Here is a 23,778-nt window from a genome sequence, read left to right on the forward strand (position 1 = left end):
AACGGACAAATTCATAAATGATTGAGTTTGCCCGTTTTGTTTTTATTATATTAAAATAATTATATTCAAATCCTCTTTTTGGTTTCTATTTCTATACCTTCTCTAAGAATGTTATGTTTTCCATTCATTCACTTTTATACACACCTAACTATGACTGTGTAATTTTATTAGATACAAGTAATTTTTCAATACATATCGGTAACATATCGAATAGCGTTTCAAATGCGTAATTTACGTCTAGACGCTCTGTCCATTGATGTGCATCTTTTCCTACCGGCCCCATATTTAATACTGGAACGTCAAACTCTTCTAATTCCTGAAGTGGAATTGAATATCCTTTATCCCATAATGGCATATTGTCTACAAGAGAACTCATTGAATCCAATGGGTTCTGTAAGCCCACATAGCTTAAATCTGAAATTCCTCCAAAATAATTTTGATTTTCAAATGTAATGCTATGATTGTATTGGGCATACTTTTCCATTTCTACAACTACCTCTTTAATGAAAGGATTGTTGCGTGAACTCACAGCTGGATAGTACGGCGGAGCGAAGAAAAGTACAATCATCGGCGCTTTTTCTTTACATAATATAGCTAATTTATCAACTAAATCGATTGTTACTGCACGATCATCTTTATCTTCTCTATTTTTTATAATATTAGATTGAATATCATTTATTGTCTCTTTTCCATGTTGTTCAATTGCATACGCGATAAGCTCTTCATACGTTAATACATTTACTTTAAGATTAGGAGGTATGAACGGATTATATTTAGAAAAACGATATGCTTGCTTCTCGTAAGACTCTTCGATTTTCTCTGCTACTTTCGTTACTTTTTGACGCAGCAACGAAACGACATCTGTCATCGATTTTTCTAGTAAAAACAAATTAAATAGTGTGACTGCACGATGCGGAATTTGTACAGAATAGTCCTCTTTTAAGTCTCTTTGAAGCAAGTTAGTTGGTGGAGGACTCGCTTCACCATCTACAATATCACAAAGGTCCGTATTCAACTCTAATTCTGCTGTTAATAATGCAGCCATATAACTCCCATTTAAGCCTGCAAAAGGTTCGCCTACATGTGTCTCTTTTCCATAGCAAAGGAAACCAGGTAACACCTTCCCAATAGAACCAGTATAAATATACTTATTTTGGTCCCCAGGATGCCTTGAAAACATAGGCTCTGAATTTAGAACCGTTTTAAATTCTAAATCATGTTCTCTTGCTAAATCTAATAATCTCGGAACAGCTGCTCTCATCCCTACGGAGTTCACTTCTTCATCTGGAACAGCTAATAAAAGAACATTCCCATCAAATCTTCCTTCACAAGCTTGCTCAACCATTGCCATTTGTAAAGCTAGACCACATTTCATATCCATTGTCCCTCTACCAAATAGCCAATCTCCCTGTTCTATATCTTCACGTACATGATCTGGTAGTTCATCTTTATGGGAGTAAAACATAGATGTTAACTTTTTAGGATGAAATGCCTCTTCTTTCCACACTCCATAATCTTGTACATCTACAACATCAAAATGACTAACAAGAATTACAGTATTTTTCGTACTATCACTTTTCTTTACTAGAGCGGTAACAAAATATCGTCCATCCCCTGTCGGACTTTTTTGCAAATGATGCGGATTTTGTTTGAAATACTGTAAATCAGATAATTGTTCTACAACAAAGTCTGGTAATATAACTTCAGCTTCTGAACCTGTAATACTAGGAATTTCAACAAGATTGCTTAATAACTGAATCAATTGTTCTTTTGATTGCCACTTTGACATAGTAATCCCCCTATTTTTCCGCATTATGAAAATCAATTCCAATATATGAATAAAAAATGACGACAGTTATCAAAATTATAATTCTGATGTACTGCCGATTTTTATTGAAATTTCATGAGCTGCTTCTTTTACCTTACTAATAAGAAAAGATAGTCGATCATCATTAATACGATGACTAATTAACCCAACACTTAATGCTCCTACTACTTTATGATTGAATCCGATAATAGGTGCAGCTACTGAAGCTGTCCCTTCTGTTTTTTCACCATAACTTACAGCATATCCTTCATTTTCTATTTGTTTTATTTGATTAAGAAGAATTTGCTTTTGTTCTGGTAAAGAAGAAAGTAATTGTTCTACAATGTATTCCATTTCATTCGTTTTCATATTGGCAAGCATCGCTTTATTTGCGGCGCCAATCGAAAGTGGAATCTGTTCCCCTAAGTTATCGATAACCCGAATTTTTAAAGGGCTATCAATTCTTTCAATAATAATAGAATGAGTTCCATTTGGAATGTTCAAATAGACACTTTCTTCCACTTCAGCGGCCAATCGCTTCATCACTTCCCTTGCAACAGATCTATAGTCTACCTTCTCCAATTGACGTAATCCTATTTCCATCCACATTGGCCCAATCTTGTACTGCTTTGTTTCTGAAATTTGTGTAACTAACCCATGCTCCATTAGAGAATTAAGTAACCTATGTACTGTACTAACCGGAAGATGTGTTCCATCAGCTATATCAGAAATAGCCCAATACTCTTTTTCATTTGTAGAATTTAATAGCTTAATAATACTTATCGCTCGATCAATGGACTGTACCATAATTCGCCTCAACTTTACTTGTAGTATGTTTAGCCTAATTAACTATCAATTTATCAAAAATTCAAACTGAAATCAATCAATTTATTTAATTTTCAAAATAAACAAAAGATACGCTATCAACATTTTGAAAACGCAAACAAAAAAATATTGACTTTTCTTTTTAATTATCTGAAAATTAGAACAAGATTTCACATCACGGAATACATTCCATAATACGGAAAAACATCAATTTTCATACTACCAATTTTGAAAGTGAGGAAAACAATGACGCAAGTAAACAATACAAACAATGAATTAAAGCGCACAATGAAAAGTAGACATTTATTCATGATTGCACTCGGTGGTGTGATTGGAACGGGGTTATTTAACGGATCTGGTTTTATTATAAGTAAAGCTGGACCTGGCGGATCCGTACTTGCCTTTATGGCCGGTGGATTATTAATGTATCTCGTTATGCTATGTCTTGGTGAGCTTGCTGTAGCCATGCCTGTCTCAGGTTCTTTCCAGGAATATGCAACCAAGTTTATTAACCCTGCAACTGGGTTTACAATCGGCTGGTTGTATTGGTTAAGCTGGGCGAATACAACCGGTCTTGAATTTACAACTGCCGGTATTACGATGCAGCGCTGGTTTCCTGATATTCCCGTCTGGGTTTGGTGTTTAATATTTGGCGTTACCATATTCACTATAAACGCATTATCTGCTCGTAGTTATGCAGAAACAGAATTTTGGTTTTCAAGCATTAAAGTATCTGCCATTATCGCTTTCATTATTCTTGGTGGCGCCGCTATGTTCGGTTTTATTGACTTAAAAGGAGACGAACCAGCTCCGCTTCTTTCAAATTTCGTAAATCACGGTGGTTTATTCCCGAATGGACTTGCCGCTATTCTATTAACAATGGTTACGGTCAATTATTCCTTCCAAGGTACAGAACTTGTCGGAATCGCAGCTGGTGAAAGTGAAGATCCAGCAAAGACTTTGCCTCGTTCTATTAGAAATATTATATGGCGCACGATGTTTTTCTTCGTTTTAGCAATTTTTGTTCTCGTAGCTTTAATTCCTTGGGAAGAAGCAGGATTAACAAAGAGCCCATTCGTTGCTGTTTTTGATAATATCGGTATTCCGTATGCAGCTGATATTATGAACTTTGTTATTCTTACTGCTGTTCTTTCTGTCGCAAACTCAGGACTGTACGCCGCAACTCGCATGCTTTGGTCATTATCAAAAAATGAAATGGCGCCAGCCTTTTTAAAGAAATTATCATCACGAGGAATACCACTAAATGCTTTAATCTTGACGATAGCTATTTCTGCTTTTTCTCTTTTGACAAGCGTGGTAGCTGCTGAAACGGTTTATTTATGGCTTATTTCGATTTCTGGGGTCATTACAATCATTGTTTGGATGTCAATTTGTGTTTCTCAATTCTTTTTCCGTAAACGCTATTTAGCTGAAGGTGGAAAATTAGAAGACTTAAAATTCAAAACTCCACTTTATCCACTTGTACCCATTCTTGGTTTTGGATTGTATGGCATTATATTAGTAAGTCTTATCTTTATCCCCGATCAAAGACTAGGAATCTACTGTACTGTACCATTTATCATCTTTTGCTACACGTACTATCACTTTAAGATTAAGAAAAAAATCGCCACTAATACTCATAAAGAAACTAAAATTAGCGAAACTTTGTAATACTGTACGATACAGAGAAGACAGCACATGGATTTTACTTCATGTGCTGTCTTTTATCGTTCTTTCATTTTCTCAGGAACAATTCCCCTATTTCTTCTATACTATTGAAATGATTATTTATAGCACTTCGTGTTTTGAATTGTTCAGGAGGTTTTTGCGTTCAAGTGTTATACTCAAACGGGTCAGTATTGCTACATTCCTTTACTTTGGTTTCAAAGATGATGTCGGTATAATTAATGTAGGAAATGCTGTTAGCAATTATTATTTTTTATTGTTCATAAGTTGATGCTTTTCCTTACTATTACCACTTTGTTTTGATATATTAAATTTATACTACGTCACATTAAAAATTTAAAAATAGACAGGAGTTATATAAGATGATCAAAGGATTCGGAGGAATATTTTGGAGAACTGAAAATATTGATGTTATAAAAAAATGGTACAGCGAAGTATTGAAGATTGAAATAGAAAATTGGAATGGGACTGTGATTAAACCCGAATCAGGAACTGAGACTATCTTTTCTTTCTTCAATAAAGATGACAATTATTTTCCAACAGAACAACAAGTGATGTTAAATTTCCAAGTACATAATCTACATGAGACTATTCAGCATCTTGAACAAATTGGTATACCTCTTGAAAAGAAAGAAGAGGTATACCAATTTGGAAAGTTTATTTGGATTAAAGATCCTGAAGGACGACTCATCGAGCTTTGGGAGAAATAGTCGATTGTAATCATTCGCTATTAAGATAACGGATAATTTCGTTCAGCCGATGTCTTCGGCTATCCATAATAGATTCCTGTTGCAAATTTGTAGCAGGCTCTATTTTCACTTCATCATTTTCATTTAAACGCGAATCAATTATCCTTAACAGCATTTCCTAATCCTTCGTCATTACAATTTGAAATCCCCTCCTCATCAATCATCTATTATTTAAACAAAAACTCCCCTTAAATCAAAAATGATTAAGGGGAGTTTTTCATATGCGATGAAGTTATAGTTCGGATTTCACTCGAACAGAAACATTATTTTTAATTATATTTTTGACATCTTTAAAGCTAACAAAATTGTTACTTTTCTCATCCCAAAGACGGAAACGTAGTGATTGTAAGCTTGTAGCAAGCGTAATCGTTGGTACATTTTTTAACGGAAGCGTATTATTGTGTGCCTCTTCTAGTTTATAGTTAGGTACTCTTGGGCTTAAATGGTGAACATGATGGAATCCAATATTACCAGTTAAGAATTGCAAAATTTTTGGAAGCTTATAAAAAGAACTTCCTTCCACTGCCGCTTTCACATATTCCCAATCTTTATCTTCTTCAAAATAAGAATCCTCAAATGTGTGCTGTACGTAAAACAGCCAAATACCTATTGAGCCTGCTATTAAGAATATAGTACCATGTACGAAAAGGAACGATTGCCATCCGATTGCCCAGCAAAGTACCCCTATTAAAGCAACGATTAATATATTCGTCAAATAAGTATTCATACGTTCTTTCTGTCTTGCACCTTTTCGGTTAAATCTATTTTTAAGCAAGAAAACATAAATCGGACCTAATCCAAACATAACGAATGGATTGCGATATAAACGATATGCTAAACGAAGTCTAAATGGTGCAGCTACATATTCATCAACTGTAAGCGTCCAAATATCCCCTGTACCCCTCTTATCCAAATTACCACTCGTAGCGTGGTGAATAGAATGCTCATGCCCCCATTGATCAAATGGGAATAAAGTTAAAACACCCATACATGTTCCAACTATTCTATTTGCACGTCGACTTTTAAAAAAGGAATAATGGGTGCAATCATGAAAAATAATGAAAATTCGTGTCATAAATCCAGCGGCTAACAGAGATGGAACTAATGTTAACCAATAAGAAACTGACAAACTTTTATAAGCAAGGTACCATAAAATAATAAATGGAACTATTGTGTTGATAAGTTGCCAAACACTTTTTTTAATCGTTGATTTTTCAAAAGGAGCAACTTGTTTTTTTAAATTTTTAGTATTTTGTAAGGTCATTTTTCTAATTCCTTTCCTGTATGTTGCTAATTCATATTATAGCATACTATTAGTATCAGGTGTTATGTGTAGATATAATAAATATTTTACACAATGAAAATCTCTTTTTTCTTACTCATTTCTTACAAATTACTTACGTCCAAAATAGCTTCTATAATAATAAAGAAGGAGCATTTGTGCCGATAATTCGAGTTTTTTTTCCAATAAATACATAAAAAAACACAGTGCTTTTTCACATCTGTGTTTCTTATTTTCATTCCAATGAAAACCAAGTAACTTTAGGATTTATACTTTTTTGATAAAAATAACAATTACATACATTCTATACTATATAATCTATGGGTTTACCATATTACTCACTATTTTCATTTTTACAAACTAAAAGTGGTTCGTACATCATTATAGCGTGATTCTCCGTTACATATTGATCTTCTATAAACTGCTTCTGTTGATTATATACTCTGCGTTGAATCACATTATGTCGTATATAACCACCCCAGTATGCAGGCTGAATGGCGTGTTCTTTTTCATAAACTTCATATTGATAAAGTTGCGGATACATTGTTCTCCATTCACCAACTAAATATTTCTCTGTCATATAAAGGTGAAGTTGATATGGTTGATCCGTGTCATTTTTAATTTGCAAATCCAAATAATTATAAGAGCACGTCGCTCCACTTCCAAACGGCTGCGTTCGCCTGGAATCAGGAAAGACATCAAAGCTATGACGATATCGCTCCGTTACTGTCAGCGGTGTATGTAAAGTCATCCAATATATTAAATTTGAAAGCTGACAAAGGCCTCCTCCAATACCTGTTTGAAAAGATCCATAGTGTAAAACCATACCTTCTACATACCCTTTTTTCCTCGTAGGCTTACCTATTAAACGCCAGTAAGAAAATGTTTCTCCCGGTCTAATGACGATACCATTAAGTTTTTTAATAGCAATTTTTAAATTAACAACCTTATTGTTTTGATACCACATATCTACATCCTTGAGCTTCCGAAGTAGTATTGTTCGGTGCTGAATTGCTGTACATGGCAGCTTTTCTTGTTGGAACCTTTTTGCATATGTTTTTCCGTCTACTAACCACTGAATGTACCTCTTTGTAGAGTAATACCATGTCCCTACTATAATGCGATACTTAGACCGCTGCTTAGGACGTAATTTCACTATATTCATTTTATTCCCTCTCTCTTTCATATGCTGCCATTTCCGTTATTACCCCGACAATTGGCTTCCATATTCACCTGCACAGCATTGAAATACTAATTGGTGCATTCTCTTTTTCTTCAAATAAATTCTAATATACCTCTATTTCAATAAATTGCACTTTTCTTAGTTGCATAATCATTTTTTTTCAATAAATAAAGATTAAATGTACTCTAGTGAAAATTTTATTTTTTGGATTTCTTTATAATTGTGTGAAACTGCGTCGCAATACGATAAATTGAAATAAACACATTATAAATATAACGGATAATTTTAAACAAATAATAATGAAAATTAAAGGAATTCTAAAGTATTAATATATTTTCTGTAAATATTGAGTGATCATACATTACTTATTAAAACTTTACTATATGTATCAATTCTCTATTCTACAAACGAACTTCTTTATTTTCAGAGAAGCATTTTTTTCCTTTCTTGTTTTTATAAGTCTCTTCTGGAAAACTTTGCGGCAGAATCCAAACATCACTATTTACAGGACAAAACACAAAAAAATTGCCAACCAGTTCGCTTAGCAAGGTTAGCTAGTTGGCAATTTTTTAACGAGAATGCTTTACAAATAATTGAATTGCTTCTTCCGGTACATAGAACTTCCCATTACTCTCTACAATAATACTTCCTAATTCATACTCTTTATCATTAATACGAATTATATTTTTATTAACACTTAATTGAGCTTCCACTTTATTATGATTTACTACGAGCACTGGGTTTGCTACATCGGTTTTGTCGATTGATACAGTGGCACCAATTCTCTTAAAGGCTTGTTCACTCTCTAAAAATATTTTATTTGTTACTTCTTCTAAGTTAAAGCCCATTGCTTTCGCCATCGTCTTCGCAATGTCTATATTTTGGATTAAGCCTTCTGGTTTTTGTGGTCCATAAGAGTATAAGAATACATCCTCACCTGTATGTCCTCCTGTCGTAAAGCCAATATTTGCACGATTAGCCAATAACATAGTAAGGATTCGACCTACATCCATTTTCTTTTTTGCCGCTTTTAATTTTTCTTTTTCATCTTGAGTTAGATTGTCCAAACCGTATAGTTTAGCTACACCTTCTACATTTGATAAATCAGATTTCAGTTTATTTGTAGTCCCTTCAAGTGTCATTTTCGCCTTTTTTAATGGGTCAATGTATGCAGATACAGGTTTAGTATTATATCCCTTTGTCGTATTCCTATTGCCAATAGAGATACCACTGTTGCCATGGTCAGCTACAGCAATGAGCATCGTATTACCGTCTTTCTTCGCAAATTTTAATGCTTCTGCAACCGCATTATCAAATGCCAATACATCACTAATAATCCCAATTGGATCATTCGCATGGGCTGCCCAATCTGGCTTACTTCCTTCTACAAATAAAAAGAAGCCATCTTTATCTTTTGATAATGTTTGAATTGCTTTTTTCGTCATTTGAGAAAGTGTTGGTTGCTCTGGATTTGTTACTTCACGATCCATATCGAACGCAAGGGCATTATGTGAGAAAGAGCCCCAAATTTTATCAGATTTAGAGTTCAATAATGCATCTTTCGTTTCAACTAAGTCGTATTCTTTATCTTGAATCACTTTAACTAAATCTTCACCATCTTTACGGATTCCATTTTTTTTCACAGGCTGTAGTGCTGCTTTTCCCCCGCCTAATACGACATCTATATTTTGATACACTTGCTGCTTCGCAATTATGTCAAAATGCTTGCGGTTAGCATGATGGGCAGAGAACCCAGCAGGAGTAGCATGTTGAATTTCAGATGTAGCTACAATTCCAGTTGCGCGACCAGAGCGCTTTGCACCTTCTAGAACGTTCGCAACTGGCCGCATCTTCTCCTCTTCTTTAATTGGTTTTAAGCTAGGTGAATTCACAATAGATGGCAATACACCTACATATCCTGAATTTGATTTATTCCCTGTTGCTAAAGCTGTAGCTGCTGGGGCTGAGTCTGTAATAGCGGATTCTGCTGAATATGTGCGAACACCTCCTGTTATGATTTCATCTAATGCAAGCGGTGCCCCTTTATACAAGCGAGCTAACGTTGTTGCTGAAGAGCTCGTTCCATCCATAACCATCATAATTATATTTTTTGGTTGATGTTCTACTTGTTTCACCTTAGCTTCGGCCGCCTGATCATTCATCATGCTTTCAGTACTTAATACACTTAATGTTACAGTTGATACTAATAATATCCCCTTCACTTTTTTACTCAATTTCATCATTTTTGTTCCTCCATAAACTTTACATTCATTTATATACAAGATCCAATTTCCCATTACGTTTATACAAACTTATATATGTTCTTTTTTATTAGTTCCCTATTGTCATAAAGCTAACAACAATTACCGTCACTTTCGTTCATTAATTAAATAATGTTATATGTCACAGCCTTATATTCTCTACTATTAAAGTGTCATTATTCTCTTCATCATATAAAAATTTGTTTATCAATAAAAACACGATTAAATTAAATAAAAGTTTATTGTTAAACAATAAATTACATGTTAAATTATATAGATAATAATTAAATGAGGTGCTTTTTATGAAACAAGGATCAACACTCTTTTTAAAGACGGCTGTTATTCTTATGGGAATTCCTGTTCTTGCTATGTGCATTTTTTTAGTTCCTAAAATAGGGAATTTCGCTGCAGAATTATATCCTGATATTGCATATATTAAATATCTTGTATTTATCAACTTATACGCAACAGCAATACCTTACTATTTCGCACTGTACCAAACGTTTAAGCTGTTAAACTATATTGACAAAAACAACGCATTCTCAAAATTGTCTGTAAAAGCGTTGAAAAATATTAAGAACAGTGCATTAACAATTAGTGTATTATATGTATTAGGCATGCCGCTTTTCTATCTCGTGGCAGAGAGAGATGACGCCCCGGGCATTATTATTATTGGAATGATTATGATTTTTGCTTCATTGGTTATCGCTGTCTTTGCTGCCGTTCTCCAAAGACTATTAAAAGATGCTATTAATATAAAATCAGAAAATGATTTAACGGTCTGAGGTGAATAATATGGCAATAATAATTAATATTGATGTAATGTTAGCGAAAAGAAAAATGAGTGTAACAGAGCTTTCGGAGAAGGTTGGAATTACAATGGCTAACCTTTCTATTTTGAAAAACGGAAAAGCAAAAGCGATTCGATTTTCAACTTTAGAAGCAATTTGTAAAGCATTAGAATGCCAACCAGGAGATATTTTAGAATATCAACCTGAAGATACCGAATAAAAAGAGTCCTTCTCACATGAAGGACTCTTTTTATTGCACATTACGGTGCGAAATTAATTTGACCAGTAAACAATAAGATAATCGTGATAATCCAAAATATAAAAAATGATGAGGACAGTATGAATGAAAGAATACCTATCCCCTTCTTCTCTGTTTTTTTCGTCATTATAATTATGGAAAGTATGATACCTACGCCTGTAAGAGCAATAGTAATATAATCTCCCACTATATTACCCGCATTCGTTATCCTCGTTGGAGTTATAAAAACGAATAAGAAACACAAAATTCCGACAAGTAAAGATATATAGCTTATTATACTGTACTTCTTTTTGAGGACTATTTCGGTTTTCATCATAACCCACCCCTTCTGTATAGCTATGATTTCATACTAACACGAATAACCATAATTTGATTTTATTTTACCGCCTATAGTGCTTTTATTAAGTTAATTTCTTTTTAATACTTTTTTAAAAAAGTATATTGGACCTACTACCAAATATGCTGGGTTTGATAAGAAAGTCGGCTTCTTACCTTCAATTGCATGACCTACAAATTGAAAAATCCATCCTAATATAAATAGTGATAGCCCTAATTTCCAATTCACGAATAAAATGAATATAGAAATGATAATCGTAGGAATACCAATAAAGTGAAAAAATTTATTCATTGGATGTTGATGGTCGTCTCGATATTTTTTAAACATTTTTTGAAAGTCCATATCTTAACCCCTCTCCATTATTAAAAATCTTATTTTAATTTGAAACTAACGAAAGTAAATTTTCTTCTACTAATGTATATGCAGGTGTACCATGAATAACCTATACAGCCAATCTTTTTAAAGAAACTAATAAAGCTCTTGAAAAAGCTTCTGAAATAATTAACCTACTACATACAAAACATAGAAAATAACCTCTACTTTTTGTATGAAAAGTAGAGGTTATTTTCAAACCATTTATAAAGAAACCTCTCTATCAACCACTACCTTAAAAAATTCCGAGTAATGTGCCAAAGAATAATCCGCTACATCACAAATCCCTTGATACATGCATGTTGAAATACCTAATTCCTTTGCCGGTAATAAATCTAACTCTCTATCTCCAATAGCTAAATCAATATTGTACTTTTTATGTAAATAATTATACGCTAAAGAATTCGGTTTTCGAGGGAAACCATCGTCAATTGTAACCATATCGACGAAATATTTGTCCCATCCGTAATATTTTAAAATTTCCATAACCCCTGCTTTATGTTTATGGGTCATGATTACATTTTTATCTGCAAATTTCAAAACCTTTTCGACACCAGCAAAAGGCTTCATATCTTTTGGAGTAAATTTCTTCTTCAAAATTTTAATCTTTTCTTCCTGCTCACATGAAATATTATAATAATGAATTGCGTGAGAATATGATATTTTCAAGTTTTTGTATATTTCTTGTTCATCTACTGTATCACCTAATATTTCAGAAAGCATCTTCGTATATGCAGGATACGTATCAAATAACGTCCCATCAAAATCCCACAAAATATTCATTGTATTCACCCTTCTATTTTCGAATCATTGTATGACTAAATCCGCCCTATCCTTCGGCAATTCCATTTCTAAATAATACTCCTCTGCTTTCCAATACCTGTTTTGAAACTTTGAAAGTTTCTTTTGTGTCTCTTCGCTTTCACGCTGAAACCTTGTTTCCCTTGGACAGTCCAAATACACCATATAATGAAAGAAATCTCTCCATTCTTTTCGCTGTAGAAAAACTCCTTCAATTACAATTACACCTACAATAGGGAGCTGGACTTTTTTCATTTCACATGAATCTGTATCATCATAATAGAAAGGCAATTTCAATTTCGTTTCATGTTGTAACTTTTGAAATAATTTCTGCCGCAAGTATGCAATATCCCACTGTAAATGATAGTACTCATACCATTCTTCATATCCTGTTTGATAGCGTTTATTACGCTCCACTATATGATCATCAATATGGAAAATATGAAACGGAATGCCTTCTTGTTTCATATTTTCTTTTAATTTAGTTACGAATGTTGTTTTTCCCGAACGACTTAAACCATCTATTCCGATAATGAATCGGTTTTCTTTATGTTTCTTCATTATACTTATAATTTCACTCGTACTCATTGCTTCTTCCACTCTTCTTTTAATAAAGAAAATAAAATGGTGTCATGAGCAACTCCATTTTGAATCATATGTTTTCGAAGTAATCCTTCTTCTTGAAACCCTGCTTTTTTCAACAATTTTTGAGAAGCTTCATTTTCCACATATACGACAGCAGCGATTCTTATGAGCTGTAACGTTTCAAATCCGTAAGTTAAAATGGCTTGTAATGCTTCGGATGCATATCCCTTTCCCCAATATATATCATCTAATTCATAACCAATTTCAGCTCGTTTATGATGATTGTTAATTAAATGAAATCCGCACGTTCCGATTAATTGGTCCGTCCCCTTTTTCTCTATTCCCCAGCGAAACACATTGCCTTCTTCATAACGATTTTTAAACGTTTGAATCGTTGTTTTCGCTTGCTCAATATTTTCGAAAGAATCCATTCCGAAATAACGTATAACAGATTCTTTCGAAAAATATTGGAACATCATTTCTGCATCTAATAGTGTAAGTTCTCTTAAAAGTAAACGTTCTGTTTCTAGTTTCGGAAATCCCATCTCTTTTTCTCCCTCTATTCTAATGAACTGCAAATTTCAATATAATTTCCATCTGGATCAGCAATGTAGGCAATTGTTTGTCCCCACGGTTTCACAATTGGTTCTACTAAAACTTTAATACCTTGCTCTCTGAATTGCTCAATTGTTTCTTGTACATTCTCAACTACGAATCCTATTTCGAAGTGAGAAGATTGTAATTCACCTTCTGTAAGCGGTAGTCCTGTTAATTCTTTCACGTCTTCTCGTGTATTCATCGCTAATATTGTAGATCCAGTATTAAATTCAATATATGTACCATGCTCAGCTTTTATAGGTAACTGTAAAGTATCTTTATAGAATCTTAAACATTCTTCAAACTTTTCTACATATAAAATGATGTATTTCATTTTTAAATTCATGTTACATCCCCCTTTTGTATTCATCCCTAAAAATTCGACAAAAACTAAAAAAAACCTTGTTCTTCCTACAAATGAACATAAAAAAATGAGGCCGATTTCTCGGCCTCCCAGCTTATTGGCATAAAACAGGAGATTTGGTTTGGACATAACCAGTTCGTACTTTTATTATATTTTATTTTTTCTGAATTTTAAATACTTTAAACACCTATTTATATTGAGAAAGTTTTTTACTTGCATAAAATTATATTGTTTAAGAAATGCTACAAATGGAGGTGTATACATATGGAACCAATGCTTTGTCCAAGCTGTAAAACAAATCGTACTCGCTTTAACATTCTTGAGCAACAAGTAAAACCAGTAAAGTTAAATCCTCAAACTGGTCAAGTAGAAGAAGAGTATACTAATGAAACGATGAATGCTTTTCATATGGCTTATCAAGGACCTACATACCGAGTCCAATGCGCTGTATGCGGACTTGTTGAAAACCCTGAACAATTTATTAAACCTGCTCAAAATCAGTCTTTCTCATAAAGTGAAACTTTAATCAGTGGAGGTTTTGTTCATCTCCCACTGATTATTAGCCTTCACCAATCGGGCTTTTACGGGTATTTGATCCCCCACCTAACTTTTTTGCTTTCGCTGAATTTTGAGGTGGGGTTCTTACTGCCCGTTAATGCGGGATAAAATATTGTTAATCAGTAGTTCCTTATTTATGATTTTTTAGGTATTGTTACGGGATACTCCATCTACAATTGTTCGTTCTATACCTTGAATACACATATTTTTATTGTGTAAAAAATAGCGAACAAAAAATAAAAATATATAAGAATTAAAGAAGATAATTCCCATATCCCCCTTCTTTAATAATTCCACTCTTTGTTACAATATTTCCTTTTTCAACTGTTTAATCTTCCAAGTTATATTAATAAATATATATAAATACATACAACCTATAAACCCTACCATACCTTTAAATATATAAGGAATTCTAGATTCTGATGGTCCAAGAAAACATAAGTAAAACGTTGGCATTATCGTTACAAACACAATTACAAAGAATAGTAATAACTCATTTAGTTTTTGTATCCTCGTATCCTTTTCTGAATATATATCAGGCAACTCATTTTCTTCTTCTACTTCTTTACAAAAATAATTCCATTTTGCAAAACTCGTTACATGTTTCCATCCACACATTTCATATATATCAATATATTCTTGTTGTTTTTCTTTTGAATCTTTATAATCCAATCTAAAATCCGCTTTATATACTACATCTTTCGGCACAGTTTTCTTAAACGTATACATTACATTATACTTTTGTAAAGCCCAACCTTTTTGATGCATTTTTCTTAAAAAGTCTTCTTCTTTTTCTAAACTCCATACCGCGAAAGGTTTGAATATCCTCTTTGTCCCCATCATCCATTCACTCCCCTAATATACTGTTTCCATTTCTTACAGATCTCTGTAACCTGTTATATTCTAGCTCTAACACTTCTCTCCCAAACGACGTTAACTCATAGCACTTCTTTCTATCTGTAGAGGCCACTTCAACAATTAACTTCTCTTTTAGTAACTTCGTCGTATTCCCATATAAAGTACCAGGACCGAGCCTTACTTCCCCTTTTGTCATCTCTTCCACCATTTGCATAATTCCATATCCGTGCATTGGTTTCACTAATGACAAAAGTATGTAATACGTCGCCTCTGTTAACGGAATATATTTTTGTGCTTTTGCATTCATTATACCTACCTCCGATACATCGTCTTATGATATATCGACTAACGATACATCGTATAACGATATTGTATAATCATATTCCAAAATATACAAGTATAATTTAATAATTAAATATCCATTTCTTTAAATTGAAAAATCATACCTATTTTCAGAATAATTTGTTAAAATATAGAAACATTAACTCTTTTATAATGAAAGGAATGATACATATGATTCATACATTAAAAGAAAATATAGGGTGTGTGTTTGTTGGTAAGGAAAATGTTATTGATCTACTACTCGTTTCTCTACTTGCTGATGGACATGTACTACTTGAAGACGTGCCTGGTACCGGGAAAACGTTGCTGGCGAAAACAATTTCAAAAAGTATTGGTGGTAATTTCTCTCGTGTTCAATTTACCCCTGATGTACTTCCGAGTGATGTAACAGGTATTGAATATTTCAATCCAAAAACAAGCCAATTCGAATTAAGACTCGGACCAGTTATGACGAACATTTTACTAGCAGATGAAATTAACCGTGCAATGCCGAGAACACAGTCTAGTTTGTTAGAATCAATGGAAGAACGACAAGTAACGCTTGAAAAACAGTCTACTCCTCTTCCGAAACCGTTCTTTGTTATTGCGACGCAAAATCCAATTGAATCACAAGGAACTTTCCCTCTTCCTGATGCACAGCTCGATCGCTTTTTAATGACAATTGCAATTGGTTATCCGGCCCCAGAAGATGAGTTACAAATGATGCGACGTTTTCGTAACGATACACCATTAGAAAGTGTTACATCTGTTATCTCTTTAGAAGATATTTTAGAAGCGCAGAAACAAGTAAAAGAAATTTTCGTATCAGAACCGTTAGAACATTACATAATTAAACTTGCTCACGCTACAAGAAATCATGATTACATCGCTAACGGTGTAAGCCCACGTGCCACTTTAGCTTTAGTGCGCGCAGTTCAAGCATTAGCCTTTTTACGTGGCAGAGAATATTGTACGCCTGAAGATATTCAATTTTTAGTTCCTTCTGTTTGGAATCACCGTATCGTCTTATCAATGGAAGGCGCATTACGCACGACAAAAAATGAAATTATGCAAAGGATTTTAAAAGAAGTTGATGTACCTGTGGAGATTGAACAAGCATGAATGGTCAACGCGTTGTAACTGTACCTTTATTTTTCCAGCTTCATATTATTCAATTAACTGTGCCAGTCGCGTTACTTTTCACATTCTTTTTCCCGCAACGAATGTTTATGTTTCTCTTTTTCTTCTATTATTTATTTGCGATTTTCATTTATAAATACGTCGCTTTCATAGAGAAAAAGTTTCAAGTTATAAATGAGAAACAGACGACTCGGCTATTTCCTGATGAAACTGGACAATTTTTTATTCATTTAAAAAATGGAGCAAGCATACCACTCGTGAATGGGGTTTGTTATTTTCATTTACATTCATCTCTTATACCGCATAAAGATCAAGGAATTGAACAAATTTCAAAGACATTATTCTCCTTTCCATTTTCACAACCTGCACATTCAGCGCAAAAATGGGATTTAACATTAACTGCGACGAAGCGTGGTGTGTTTCAAATTGAACAGTTCGAATGTGTATTAAAAGATCCATTTCATCAATTGAATGTACATTTACCTGTTTTTGATAAATTAAAGACCGAAATTATTGTGTATCCTTCTCCTAAAGAAGTAGCAGGCTTGCAAGAACTTCAGCAACTATTAAATGGTTCATATCGAACAAATTTTTCTTTTTACAATGATGAAACATCTATTACCGGTGTGAAACGATATGAACGTGAATCATTCCGCTCTATTCATTGGAAAGCATCTGCTAAAATGCAGGAATTACAAGCAAAGCAATATGAACCAGTAAAAAATTATAGCTGGACGATTTGTCTATCTTTAGCTGCTAATCGCGGGTTTGGTTGGAGAGATGATGTAGAAGAACTTATTTCATATGCAACATATATTTGCCAGTACGCAACGAATCAGCAAATTCCGTTTGAATTGTTTATTAGTGTATTAGCAGAAGGTGGCCCTCTGCACTTACCATTAAACGAAGGACAAATGCATTATGGGAAGGCATTAGAGGAATTGGCACGTATTTCAGATGATAGTACACTTCTTCCGAAACAAGGATTTCTTCACTATGTAACGAGAAAAAGAGAACGCTCGTCTACGATGATTTACATCGGTATACAGAAGAATGAGCTCCCTCTTCTAACGCAACCTACATTTCTCATAAATAATGAAGGGATGGTGGACACAGTTGAAAACTTGGCTCTATCACGTTAATGACTTTATTCTGCTTCTCCTCCTTTCGTTATTAACAGAAAGAGATGAATTTGTTGCTATTGCTCTATTTTTAGCAACAGGCTATATTGGAGTACTTCTTATTCATAAATTCATGAAGAAACGAACGACAGGGTTTGTAATACTATTAATTATTCAAATCATCGGTTGCTCTTTCACTCTACCTTTTTCTCTTTTTGGCACAATTATGTTACCACTTTTCTTCTTTATCGTACATGCAATCGGACCTGGGTATCCGGTGCAAAAGTCGTTAGGCGGTATTTTATGGTTTGTCTTTACAGCTATATTTCATGCCCCTTTTCCACCGTTATGGAAATTATTATTATTAGTTTTACACATTATGATTACATTTTGGCAAACAGGTTCAAATCGTAATCAACAGCTATTACGTTTTACTTCTATTATTGCTATTGGAACAATTAGTGCTTTACTTATTCCGGTATTCCCTTATATTCGTCTTGTTTTTTCTTATATCGTTCAAGTTGTTGCGTTAGGATTCGGATACGCTATCAATCCGTTATTTTCGGCAGCTGCATTAAAAGAAACAGATGATTTTTGGTCGAATAAAGGGAATCTAAAAGATCCTACTATTAAAGATGACTTGGAGCCCCTTCCTTTTGATCCAACTCTTATAAATAGCATTACCATAATAGTCTGTACCGCCATCGCCATTTACATCGTTTGGAAAATAATAAAACATCGAAAACATTTAAGTTTACCAAATATACCTGTCTTTGAATCTACAATTATTACTGATAAAGAAGGAATAGGCCAAAAACGAATGAAGCGATACAAACCACCACATAATGAAATTCGAAAAGAAATTTTCAAGCTGGAAAGTAAATTATCCCCTCCTTTAAACCGGGAACGAGGAGAAACAGTTGAAGTATGGTTAGAAAGAATTCATGATGATGAAGGTATACATATTCAGAGGCATATTATTATAGATGCGTATAATGCAGTACGTTATTCAAATGGTGAAAACATTGTACTTCTGAATGAATTTAAAGAAGAGGTTCATAAGCTTTATGCGTATGAGAAGAGTTTGAAGAAAAAGAAAAAATGATGTATACAAAAAGACTCCTATTAAACTAGGAGTCTTTTTGTAAAAGTCCACGTTGCTTTTCACAAATTATGCTTTTTTTCCTGCTTCAATTTCTAAAGATTCTTCATGCCACCAAAGTGTTTCTTCCGGATCCTCTTTAGCGATTTGGCGTGCTTCTTTTTTCGATTCTACTGTAGGATATGAACCTTTTAGCGCACGTCCTGATGTTGTAACGAATAGTACACTAAATACGACTAATCCAATTATACTTACACCTGCTAAATAAAATGCTGGTGCGAGCGGATTACCGGTTGCATGAACTAAGTATGAACATACGAGCGGTGTTGTTCCACCGAATATAGATACAGAAATATTAAAGGAGATCGAGAGTGCTCGATAACGTACATCGGTGAAAAAGAGTGATGGTAATAACGAAGGTAGTGTTCCTTCATACACACTTAGGAAGAAACCTAATACGAAAATACCTGCAAATATAGCTGCAATATGTCCGTTACCTATTAGTAAAAATGCTGGAATTGCAAATACGCTTAAACCAAGTAAACCAATTTGCACGACGCGTTTATTACCAATTTTATCACTTAATTTACCGAAATAAAGTGCCAATGGAATCATAAGTGCCATCGTAATCGAAATAATTAATAAGCCAGTTGTTTCTTTGACTTTAAGTACTTGAGTTAAATAAGAAGGAATATACGAAAGAATCATATAATTCGTAATATTAAAGAAGGCGACAATTACTGTGCTTAATAAGAAGTCTTTTTTGTGATATTTAATAATATCCATAAATGAAAATTGTTCATTGTCTTCAGATTCTTCTTGTGCTTTTTCCATCTCTTCAAAGATGGGAGATTCATCTAAATGACGGCGTAAATATAAACCGACCAAGCCTATTGGTGCAGCTATTAAGAAAGGAATACGCCAGCCCCAGCTGAGCATTTGCTCATCTGTTAACAATAACGTTAAAATGGTAACAATTACCGAAGCAGCAATGTAACCTGAGAGTGTTCCAATTTCAAGACCACTACCGAGTATACCACGCTTTTTATCTGGAGAAGATTCTGCGATATAAACCATTGCTCCTGAATATTCGCCGCCTGTAGAGAAGCCTTGAATCATTCGGGCAACTAAAAGTAGTATTGGTGCCCATACACCAATTTGTTCATAGGTTGGTAGTAATGCGATGAATAATGTAGAAAGTGCCATTAAAATAATAGTAGTACTTAATACGATTTTTCGGCCATACTTATCTCCTATTCTACCAAAGAATACACCTCCGATTGGTCGAACGAGAAAGGCCGCTGCAAATGTACCAAATGTAAGTACAAGCTGCAAACCACTATTATTAACACCTGAGAAGAATAATTGACTTAAAATTACCGCTAAATACGCGTATAATCCGAAGTCAAACCACTCCATTGCATTCCCTATACCAGTAGCAACCACTGCTTTCCTGGCTTGTTTAGGATTGACAATATTAACGTCTTGAGGTTCAAAATTTAAATCAGTATTTTGTTGCATATAATAAAACAGCTCCTTGTTTAATTTAACTTCTTTAAGCACACCTTCTCTTATTGAATAAAATTAATTCGAAGCACTTAAGGAAAATTAATGTCTCCTTATCTGTTATTATTGTTTCACATAATTAATTATTTGTCCAATGAGATGCTCTCTATGTTAAGTAATTTACTATTTTAAAAAGCTGAAGAAGGCGCTAAAATAGCGCCTTCTTCAGCTTTTTATATTTTTTTATATTTTTTTAAATACTTGCTGTAGCTGCTATGCTATGAACACAGGAAATAAACTCATAAGTGAATGCGTCAATTTCCTCTTTCGTAATAATATACGGCGGAAGTAATCGAATAATATTCCCTTGTGTTACATCGACTAACATTCCTTTATTCATTAACTCAATCTGTAATTTCTTCACATTTTCATTCGTGTCATTCACACTTATCCCAAACATCATCCCCGCATGACGCACTTCCTGAATATAATAAGAATTTTCTTTCTGAATGTCTTGCAGTTTATCATTCAAATATAGTGACGTTTCATAAGCTTCTTGCATTAACCCATCATCAAGTAATGTATTTAATACCGTTAAACCTAAAGCTGTTCCCATTGATGAATGAGCAAATGTTGTGCCATGATCTCCTGGTGAAAATACATCGCATAGCTTTTCACCTACAATAATTCCCCCTAGCGGTATCCCTCCTCCTGCGCCTTTACCAATTTGAATAATATCCGGTGTAATATTAGAATTTTGATAAGCGAACAATTTCCCCGTTCTACCCATACCACTTTGTACTTCATCAACGATAAGCAGCACATTATACTTATCACAAAGATGTTGAATACCATATAAATATTCACTTGATAAAGGATATATCCCGCCACTTCCTAATACAGGCTCTAACATAATTGCAATAGGCTTTTTATTTAAAATTGTTTCTTCTAATTGCTCTATATTCTCACGCTCTACTTCGTATACAGGAATAGATGTTTTAGGGAAACTTTGATATACATTTTCTTGTCTCGTAAAATGAAGTGCCCCTAACGTTCGCCCGTGGAAACTACCTTTGAGCACAACGACACCTTCTCGCTCTTCATTCGTAATAAATCTATATTTATCAATTAATTTCAACGTTGTTTCTGTCGCTTCCGTACCAGAGTTTGTAAAAAATACTTTGCCGTTTTTTAAAGAGTACTCAACTAATTTCTTTGCATATTCAATCGCAACTGGGTTTAAAAAGTGAAATGGAAGATGCAACGATTTCGTAACTTGCTCCATTGTCGTTTGCACAATTTTAGGATGATTGTATCCTAATACGTTTACTCCTACGCCAGAAAACATATCTAAATACTCTTTTCCATTCACATCATACAGTTGACAACCTTCTCCTCTTTCTATTGCAACCTCCGTACGGCAATACGTAGGCATCATATATTCTTTATCTAATTGAAACCAATCCGACATGTTCATTTCCTCCTAGTTATTTTTACCATTTTTTTAATGACCATTATCTATAAAGTTATTTATCAATTAATTTTTAAGATTAAAATTTTAATAGTGTGTTTTCTCTTTCCGATATTCATTTTTCCATAATTTCTTCTATTTCAACAGGTCCACTCTATATGCGTTTTTTTCATCTAGCGGTATGTTACTACTTTGAACTTTGTATGTAATACATAATCAAGGCTATAGAATCATATTTAGTAACAATCGAAGAAAAAATTTGGAGGCTATATCGATGAATGAAAAATATAATAAAAAGAGGCAACCCTTATTAGGAGAAGACCTTAATCAAAATCGAGAACTTAATGAACAAGCTACACTTCACTCTCAAACAGTCGGTTCACGTGGACCTGTTCTCAAGCAAGATAGTGTACTGCATGAAACGTTACAAGAATTTATACATGAAAAAATTGTAGAAAGACCTGTTCATGTAAAAGGTTTTGGGGCATTCGGTTATTTTCAAACGATCTATCCGATGTTTGAACATACAAAGCTAAGTTTTTTACAACATTCTAATGAGAAAGTTCCTGTTATGGTACGGTTTTCGTTAGCTGTTAGTACGAAAGGAACACCAGATACTTCTAGAAATGTACGCGGCTTTTCCACAAAATTTTATACAAAAGAAGGCGTTTTCGATCTTTTATGTAATCACATTCCTGTCTTTTCCGTTCGTGATCCGATGCATTTCCCTGAAACGATTAAAGCGTTGTTGCCTTCACCTAAAAATAACTTAATAGATCCGGATAGATTTTGGAATTTTGTCGCTAAAGCACCCGAATCCATTCATTTTGTTGTCCGTTTATACTCTAATGTCGGTACGGTAAAAAGTCTTCGTCACATCCCAGGACATAGTGTAAATACATACGTTTGGAGAAATGCTGAAGGCAATCGAAAGTACGTAAAGTATCATTGGTATCCTTTTGAAGGTGTACAATTCATTACTAGTAAGGAAGCTACTAAACTAGCTGCTGAAAATCCAGATTATAGTGGGAAAGATTTATATGATGCAATTGAGGCTGGTAAATCAGTGGAGTATGGTTTATATGTCCAGCTCATGGATCCAAAAGATGAAGTACATCTTTCTTATGATCCGCTAGATGATACAAAAGTATGGGATGAAAAGATGTACCCTCTTATACCAGTCGGTAAAATGGTATTAAATAAAAACCCTGAAAATTATATGGAACAAGTAGAAAAAGTCGCCTTCTCCCCTTCTAATTTACTAGATGGTGCAGAACTATCTGATGATAAAATGTTGCAAGGGCGTGCTAACATTTATAGCGATTCTCAAAGAAGAAGAATTGGACCCGAATTTCGAAAATTAGCGATTAACCAACAGCAAAATTGGACACCTGCTAATCAAATAACAAGCGGTGATGGAAGGTATGTTGAAGGTAAACTTGAAAGAGCTCCTATAACGAAACAGGATGACTTTACGCAGGCTGGTGAATTTTATACGAAGTTACAGCCGATAGAAAAAGAATATCTTGCTGAAAACTTAGCTAATGATTTGAAAGGTATATCTGATGATATTAAAAAGTTGGTTATGGGATATTTCGATAAGGTATCAACTAATTTGAAAGCAAGCATTGAGGCTAAAATGAAAGAGCATTAAGAAGATGAATTCATACATGGTTTACGAGCAGAAATTCAAATTTATATGCATTGTTTTCTTTTCAAAACCAAGTGAAGTTATGAAAATTAAAAAAATCTAAAATACATATACCCCCGTTCTCAAATTAAAACGGGGTATATGTAAAGTA

General features: G+C 33.8%; 24 protein-coding genes. 9 read left to right on the top strand and 15 right to left on the bottom strand.

Going from position 1 to position 23,778, the window contains the following annotated elements; translation table 11 throughout:
* Nucleotides 1–148: 148 nt before the first annotated feature.
* Nucleotides 149–1,789, bottom strand: coding sequence for a M20/M25/M40 family metallo-hydrolase (locus JDS98_RS02635; protein ID WP_199633521.1), 1,641 nt, complete (start codon nucleotides 1,787–1,789; stop codon nucleotides 149–151).
* Nucleotides 1,790–1,864: 75 nt separating this feature from the next.
* A complete protein-coding gene (locus tag JDS98_RS02640; RefSeq protein ID WP_087969424.1) occupies nucleotides 1,865–2,614 on the bottom strand; it encodes an IclR family transcriptional regulator in 750 nt (249 codons plus the stop codon).
* A gap of 264 nt (nucleotides 2,615–2,878) precedes the next feature.
* On the opposite strand from JDS98_RS02640, the gene JDS98_RS02645 reads away from it, so the two are divergent.
* Both JDS98_RS02645 and JDS98_RS02650 read left to right on the top strand, forming a co-directional pair.
* Entirely contained in the window at nucleotides 2,879–4,303 is a 1,425-nt protein-coding gene (locus JDS98_RS02645) for an amino acid permease (RefSeq protein WP_098055649.1), read from the top strand.
* A gap of 377 nt (nucleotides 4,304–4,680) precedes the next feature.
* Entirely contained in the window at nucleotides 4,681–5,028 is a 348-nt protein-coding gene (locus JDS98_RS02650; protein WP_199633522.1) for a VOC family protein, read from the top strand.
* A 271-nt stretch (nucleotides 5,029–5,299) separates the two neighbouring features.
* Here JDS98_RS02650 and desA read toward each other — a convergent pair whose 3' ends face one another.
* From desA to JDS98_RS02665, 3 genes are all read right to left on the bottom strand, one after another.
* Nucleotides 5,300–6,331, bottom strand: a complete 1,032-nt coding sequence (desA, locus tag JDS98_RS02655) for a Delta(5) desaturase DesA (protein WP_000174972.1) — start codon at nucleotides 6,329–6,331, stop codon at nucleotides 5,300–5,302.
* A gap of 352 nt (nucleotides 6,332–6,683) precedes the next feature.
* On the bottom strand, nucleotides 6,684–7,514 hold the full coding sequence (locus JDS98_RS02660) for a VanW family protein (RefSeq protein WP_199633523.1): 831 nt from the start codon (nucleotides 7,512–7,514) through the stop codon (nucleotides 6,684–6,686).
* A gap of 587 nt (nucleotides 7,515–8,101) precedes the next feature.
* On the bottom strand, nucleotides 8,102–9,775 hold the full coding sequence (locus tag JDS98_RS02665) for an alkaline phosphatase (RefSeq protein ID WP_199633524.1): 1,674 nt from the start codon (nucleotides 9,773–9,775) through the stop codon (nucleotides 8,102–8,104).
* A 320-nt stretch (nucleotides 9,776–10,095) separates the two neighbouring features.
* Here JDS98_RS02665 and JDS98_RS02670 point away from each other — a divergent pair, with 320 nt between their 5' ends.
* Nucleotides 10,096–10,578: a DUF2975 domain-containing protein gene (locus tag JDS98_RS02670; RefSeq protein ID WP_000809100.1), complete on the top strand. Its 483-nt coding sequence runs from the start codon at nucleotides 10,096–10,098 to the stop codon at nucleotides 10,576–10,578.
* A 10-nt stretch (nucleotides 10,579–10,588) separates the two neighbouring features.
* A complete protein-coding gene (locus tag JDS98_RS02675; protein WP_000974611.1) occupies nucleotides 10,589–10,804 on the top strand; it encodes a helix-turn-helix domain-containing protein in 216 nt (71 codons plus the stop codon).
* Between the two features lie 40 nt (nucleotides 10,805–10,844).
* On the opposite strand, the gene JDS98_RS02680 is transcribed toward JDS98_RS02675, so the two are convergent.
* The 6 genes from JDS98_RS02680 to JDS98_RS02705 form a co-directional block, all read right to left on the bottom strand.
* Nucleotides 10,845–11,156, bottom strand: a complete 312-nt coding sequence (locus tag JDS98_RS02680; RefSeq protein ID WP_000845546.1) for a hypothetical protein — start codon at nucleotides 11,154–11,156, stop codon at nucleotides 10,845–10,847.
* A 93-nt stretch (nucleotides 11,157–11,249) separates the two neighbouring features.
* Nucleotides 11,250–11,522: an Mpo1-like protein gene (locus JDS98_RS02685; protein WP_000347329.1), complete on the bottom strand. Its 273-nt coding sequence runs from the start codon at nucleotides 11,520–11,522 to the stop codon at nucleotides 11,250–11,252.
* Nucleotides 11,523–11,756: 234 nt separating this feature from the next.
* On the bottom strand, nucleotides 11,757–12,335 hold the full coding sequence (locus JDS98_RS02690; RefSeq protein ID WP_087969435.1) for an HAD-IA family hydrolase: 579 nt from the start codon (nucleotides 12,333–12,335) through the stop codon (nucleotides 11,757–11,759).
* A gap of 24 nt (nucleotides 12,336–12,359) precedes the next feature.
* A complete protein-coding gene (locus JDS98_RS02695; RefSeq protein WP_199633525.1) occupies nucleotides 12,360–12,941 on the bottom strand; it encodes a kinase in 582 nt (193 codons plus the stop codon).
* On the bottom strand, nucleotides 12,938–13,483 hold the full coding sequence (locus tag JDS98_RS02700; protein ID WP_098711507.1) for a GNAT family N-acetyltransferase: 546 nt from the start codon (nucleotides 13,481–13,483) through the stop codon (nucleotides 12,938–12,940). Before JDS98_RS02700 ends, JDS98_RS02695 begins: the two co-directional genes overlap by 4 nt.
* Nucleotides 13,484–13,497: 14 nt before the next feature.
* Nucleotides 13,498–13,881 carry a VOC family protein gene (locus JDS98_RS02705; RefSeq protein ID WP_098821288.1) on the bottom strand — a complete coding sequence of 128 codons (384 nt, stop codon included), beginning with the start codon at nucleotides 13,879–13,881 and terminating at the stop codon, nucleotides 13,498–13,500.
* A gap of 282 nt (nucleotides 13,882–14,163) precedes the next feature.
* On the opposite strand from JDS98_RS02705, the gene JDS98_RS02710 reads away from it, so the two are divergent.
* A complete protein-coding gene (locus JDS98_RS02710; RefSeq protein WP_000433610.1) occupies nucleotides 14,164–14,412 on the top strand; it encodes a hypothetical protein in 249 nt (82 codons plus the stop codon).
* A 348-nt stretch (nucleotides 14,413–14,760) separates the two neighbouring features.
* On the opposite strand, the gene JDS98_RS02715 is transcribed toward JDS98_RS02710, so the two are convergent.
* Together JDS98_RS02715 and JDS98_RS02720 are read right to left on the bottom strand one after the other, a co-directional pair.
* Entirely contained in the window at nucleotides 14,761–15,297 is a 537-nt protein-coding gene (locus tag JDS98_RS02715; RefSeq protein WP_199633574.1) for a DUF2812 domain-containing protein, read from the bottom strand.
* A 7-nt stretch (nucleotides 15,298–15,304) separates the two neighbouring features.
* Entirely contained in the window at nucleotides 15,305–15,622 is a 318-nt protein-coding gene (locus tag JDS98_RS02720) for a PadR family transcriptional regulator (protein WP_098711505.1), read from the bottom strand.
* 188 nt (nucleotides 15,623–15,810) lie between these two features.
* Between JDS98_RS02720 and JDS98_RS02725 the strand changes: the two genes are divergently transcribed.
* Genes JDS98_RS02725 through JDS98_RS02735 form a run of 3 tightly spaced genes read left to right on the top strand, consistent with a single transcriptional unit; the run spans nucleotide 15,811 to nucleotide 19,002 of the window.
* Nucleotides 15,811–16,758, top strand: coding sequence for an AAA family ATPase (locus JDS98_RS02725; RefSeq protein ID WP_180236085.1), 948 nt, complete (start codon nucleotides 15,811–15,813; stop codon nucleotides 16,756–16,758).
* The gene (locus tag JDS98_RS02730) at nucleotides 16,755–17,918 is read left to right on the top strand and encodes a DUF58 domain-containing protein (RefSeq protein WP_199633526.1); all 1,164 of its coding nucleotides are present in this window, start codon (nucleotides 16,755–16,757) and stop codon (nucleotides 17,916–17,918) included. Before JDS98_RS02725 ends, JDS98_RS02730 begins: the two co-directional genes overlap by 4 nt.
* Nucleotides 17,893–19,002, top strand: a complete 1,110-nt coding sequence (locus JDS98_RS02735) for a DUF4018 domain-containing protein (RefSeq protein WP_098711502.1) — start codon at nucleotides 17,893–17,895, stop codon at nucleotides 19,000–19,002. The genes JDS98_RS02730 and JDS98_RS02735 overlap by 26 nt, the downstream gene beginning before the upstream one ends.
* A gap of 66 nt (nucleotides 19,003–19,068) precedes the next feature.
* Here the strand turns inward: JDS98_RS02735 and JDS98_RS02740 are convergent, their stop codons facing one another.
* Both JDS98_RS02740 and JDS98_RS02745 read right to left on the bottom strand, forming a co-directional pair.
* Nucleotides 19,069–20,520 (bottom strand): MFS transporter, encoded by a 1,452-nt coding sequence (locus JDS98_RS02740; RefSeq protein WP_097959906.1) that lies wholly within the window; start codon nucleotides 20,518–20,520, stop codon nucleotides 19,069–19,071.
* A 238-nt stretch (nucleotides 20,521–20,758) separates the two neighbouring features.
* Nucleotides 20,759–21,976, bottom strand: a complete 1,218-nt coding sequence (locus tag JDS98_RS02745) for an aspartate aminotransferase family protein (protein ID WP_098711501.1) — start codon at nucleotides 21,974–21,976, stop codon at nucleotides 20,759–20,761.
* 274 nt (nucleotides 21,977–22,250) lie between these two features.
* Between JDS98_RS02745 and JDS98_RS02750 the strand changes: the two genes are divergently transcribed.
* Nucleotides 22,251–23,630, top strand: a complete 1,380-nt coding sequence (locus JDS98_RS02750; RefSeq protein WP_097959904.1) for a catalase — start codon at nucleotides 22,251–22,253, stop codon at nucleotides 23,628–23,630.
* Nucleotides 23,631–23,778 lie beyond the last annotated feature (148 nt).

It is taken from the genome of Bacillus cereus group sp. N11 (genome assembly GCF_016483605.1).
In the GTDB taxonomy this organism is placed as follows: Bacteria; Bacillota; Bacilli; order Bacillales; family Bacillaceae_G; genus Bacillus_A; species Bacillus_A toyonensis.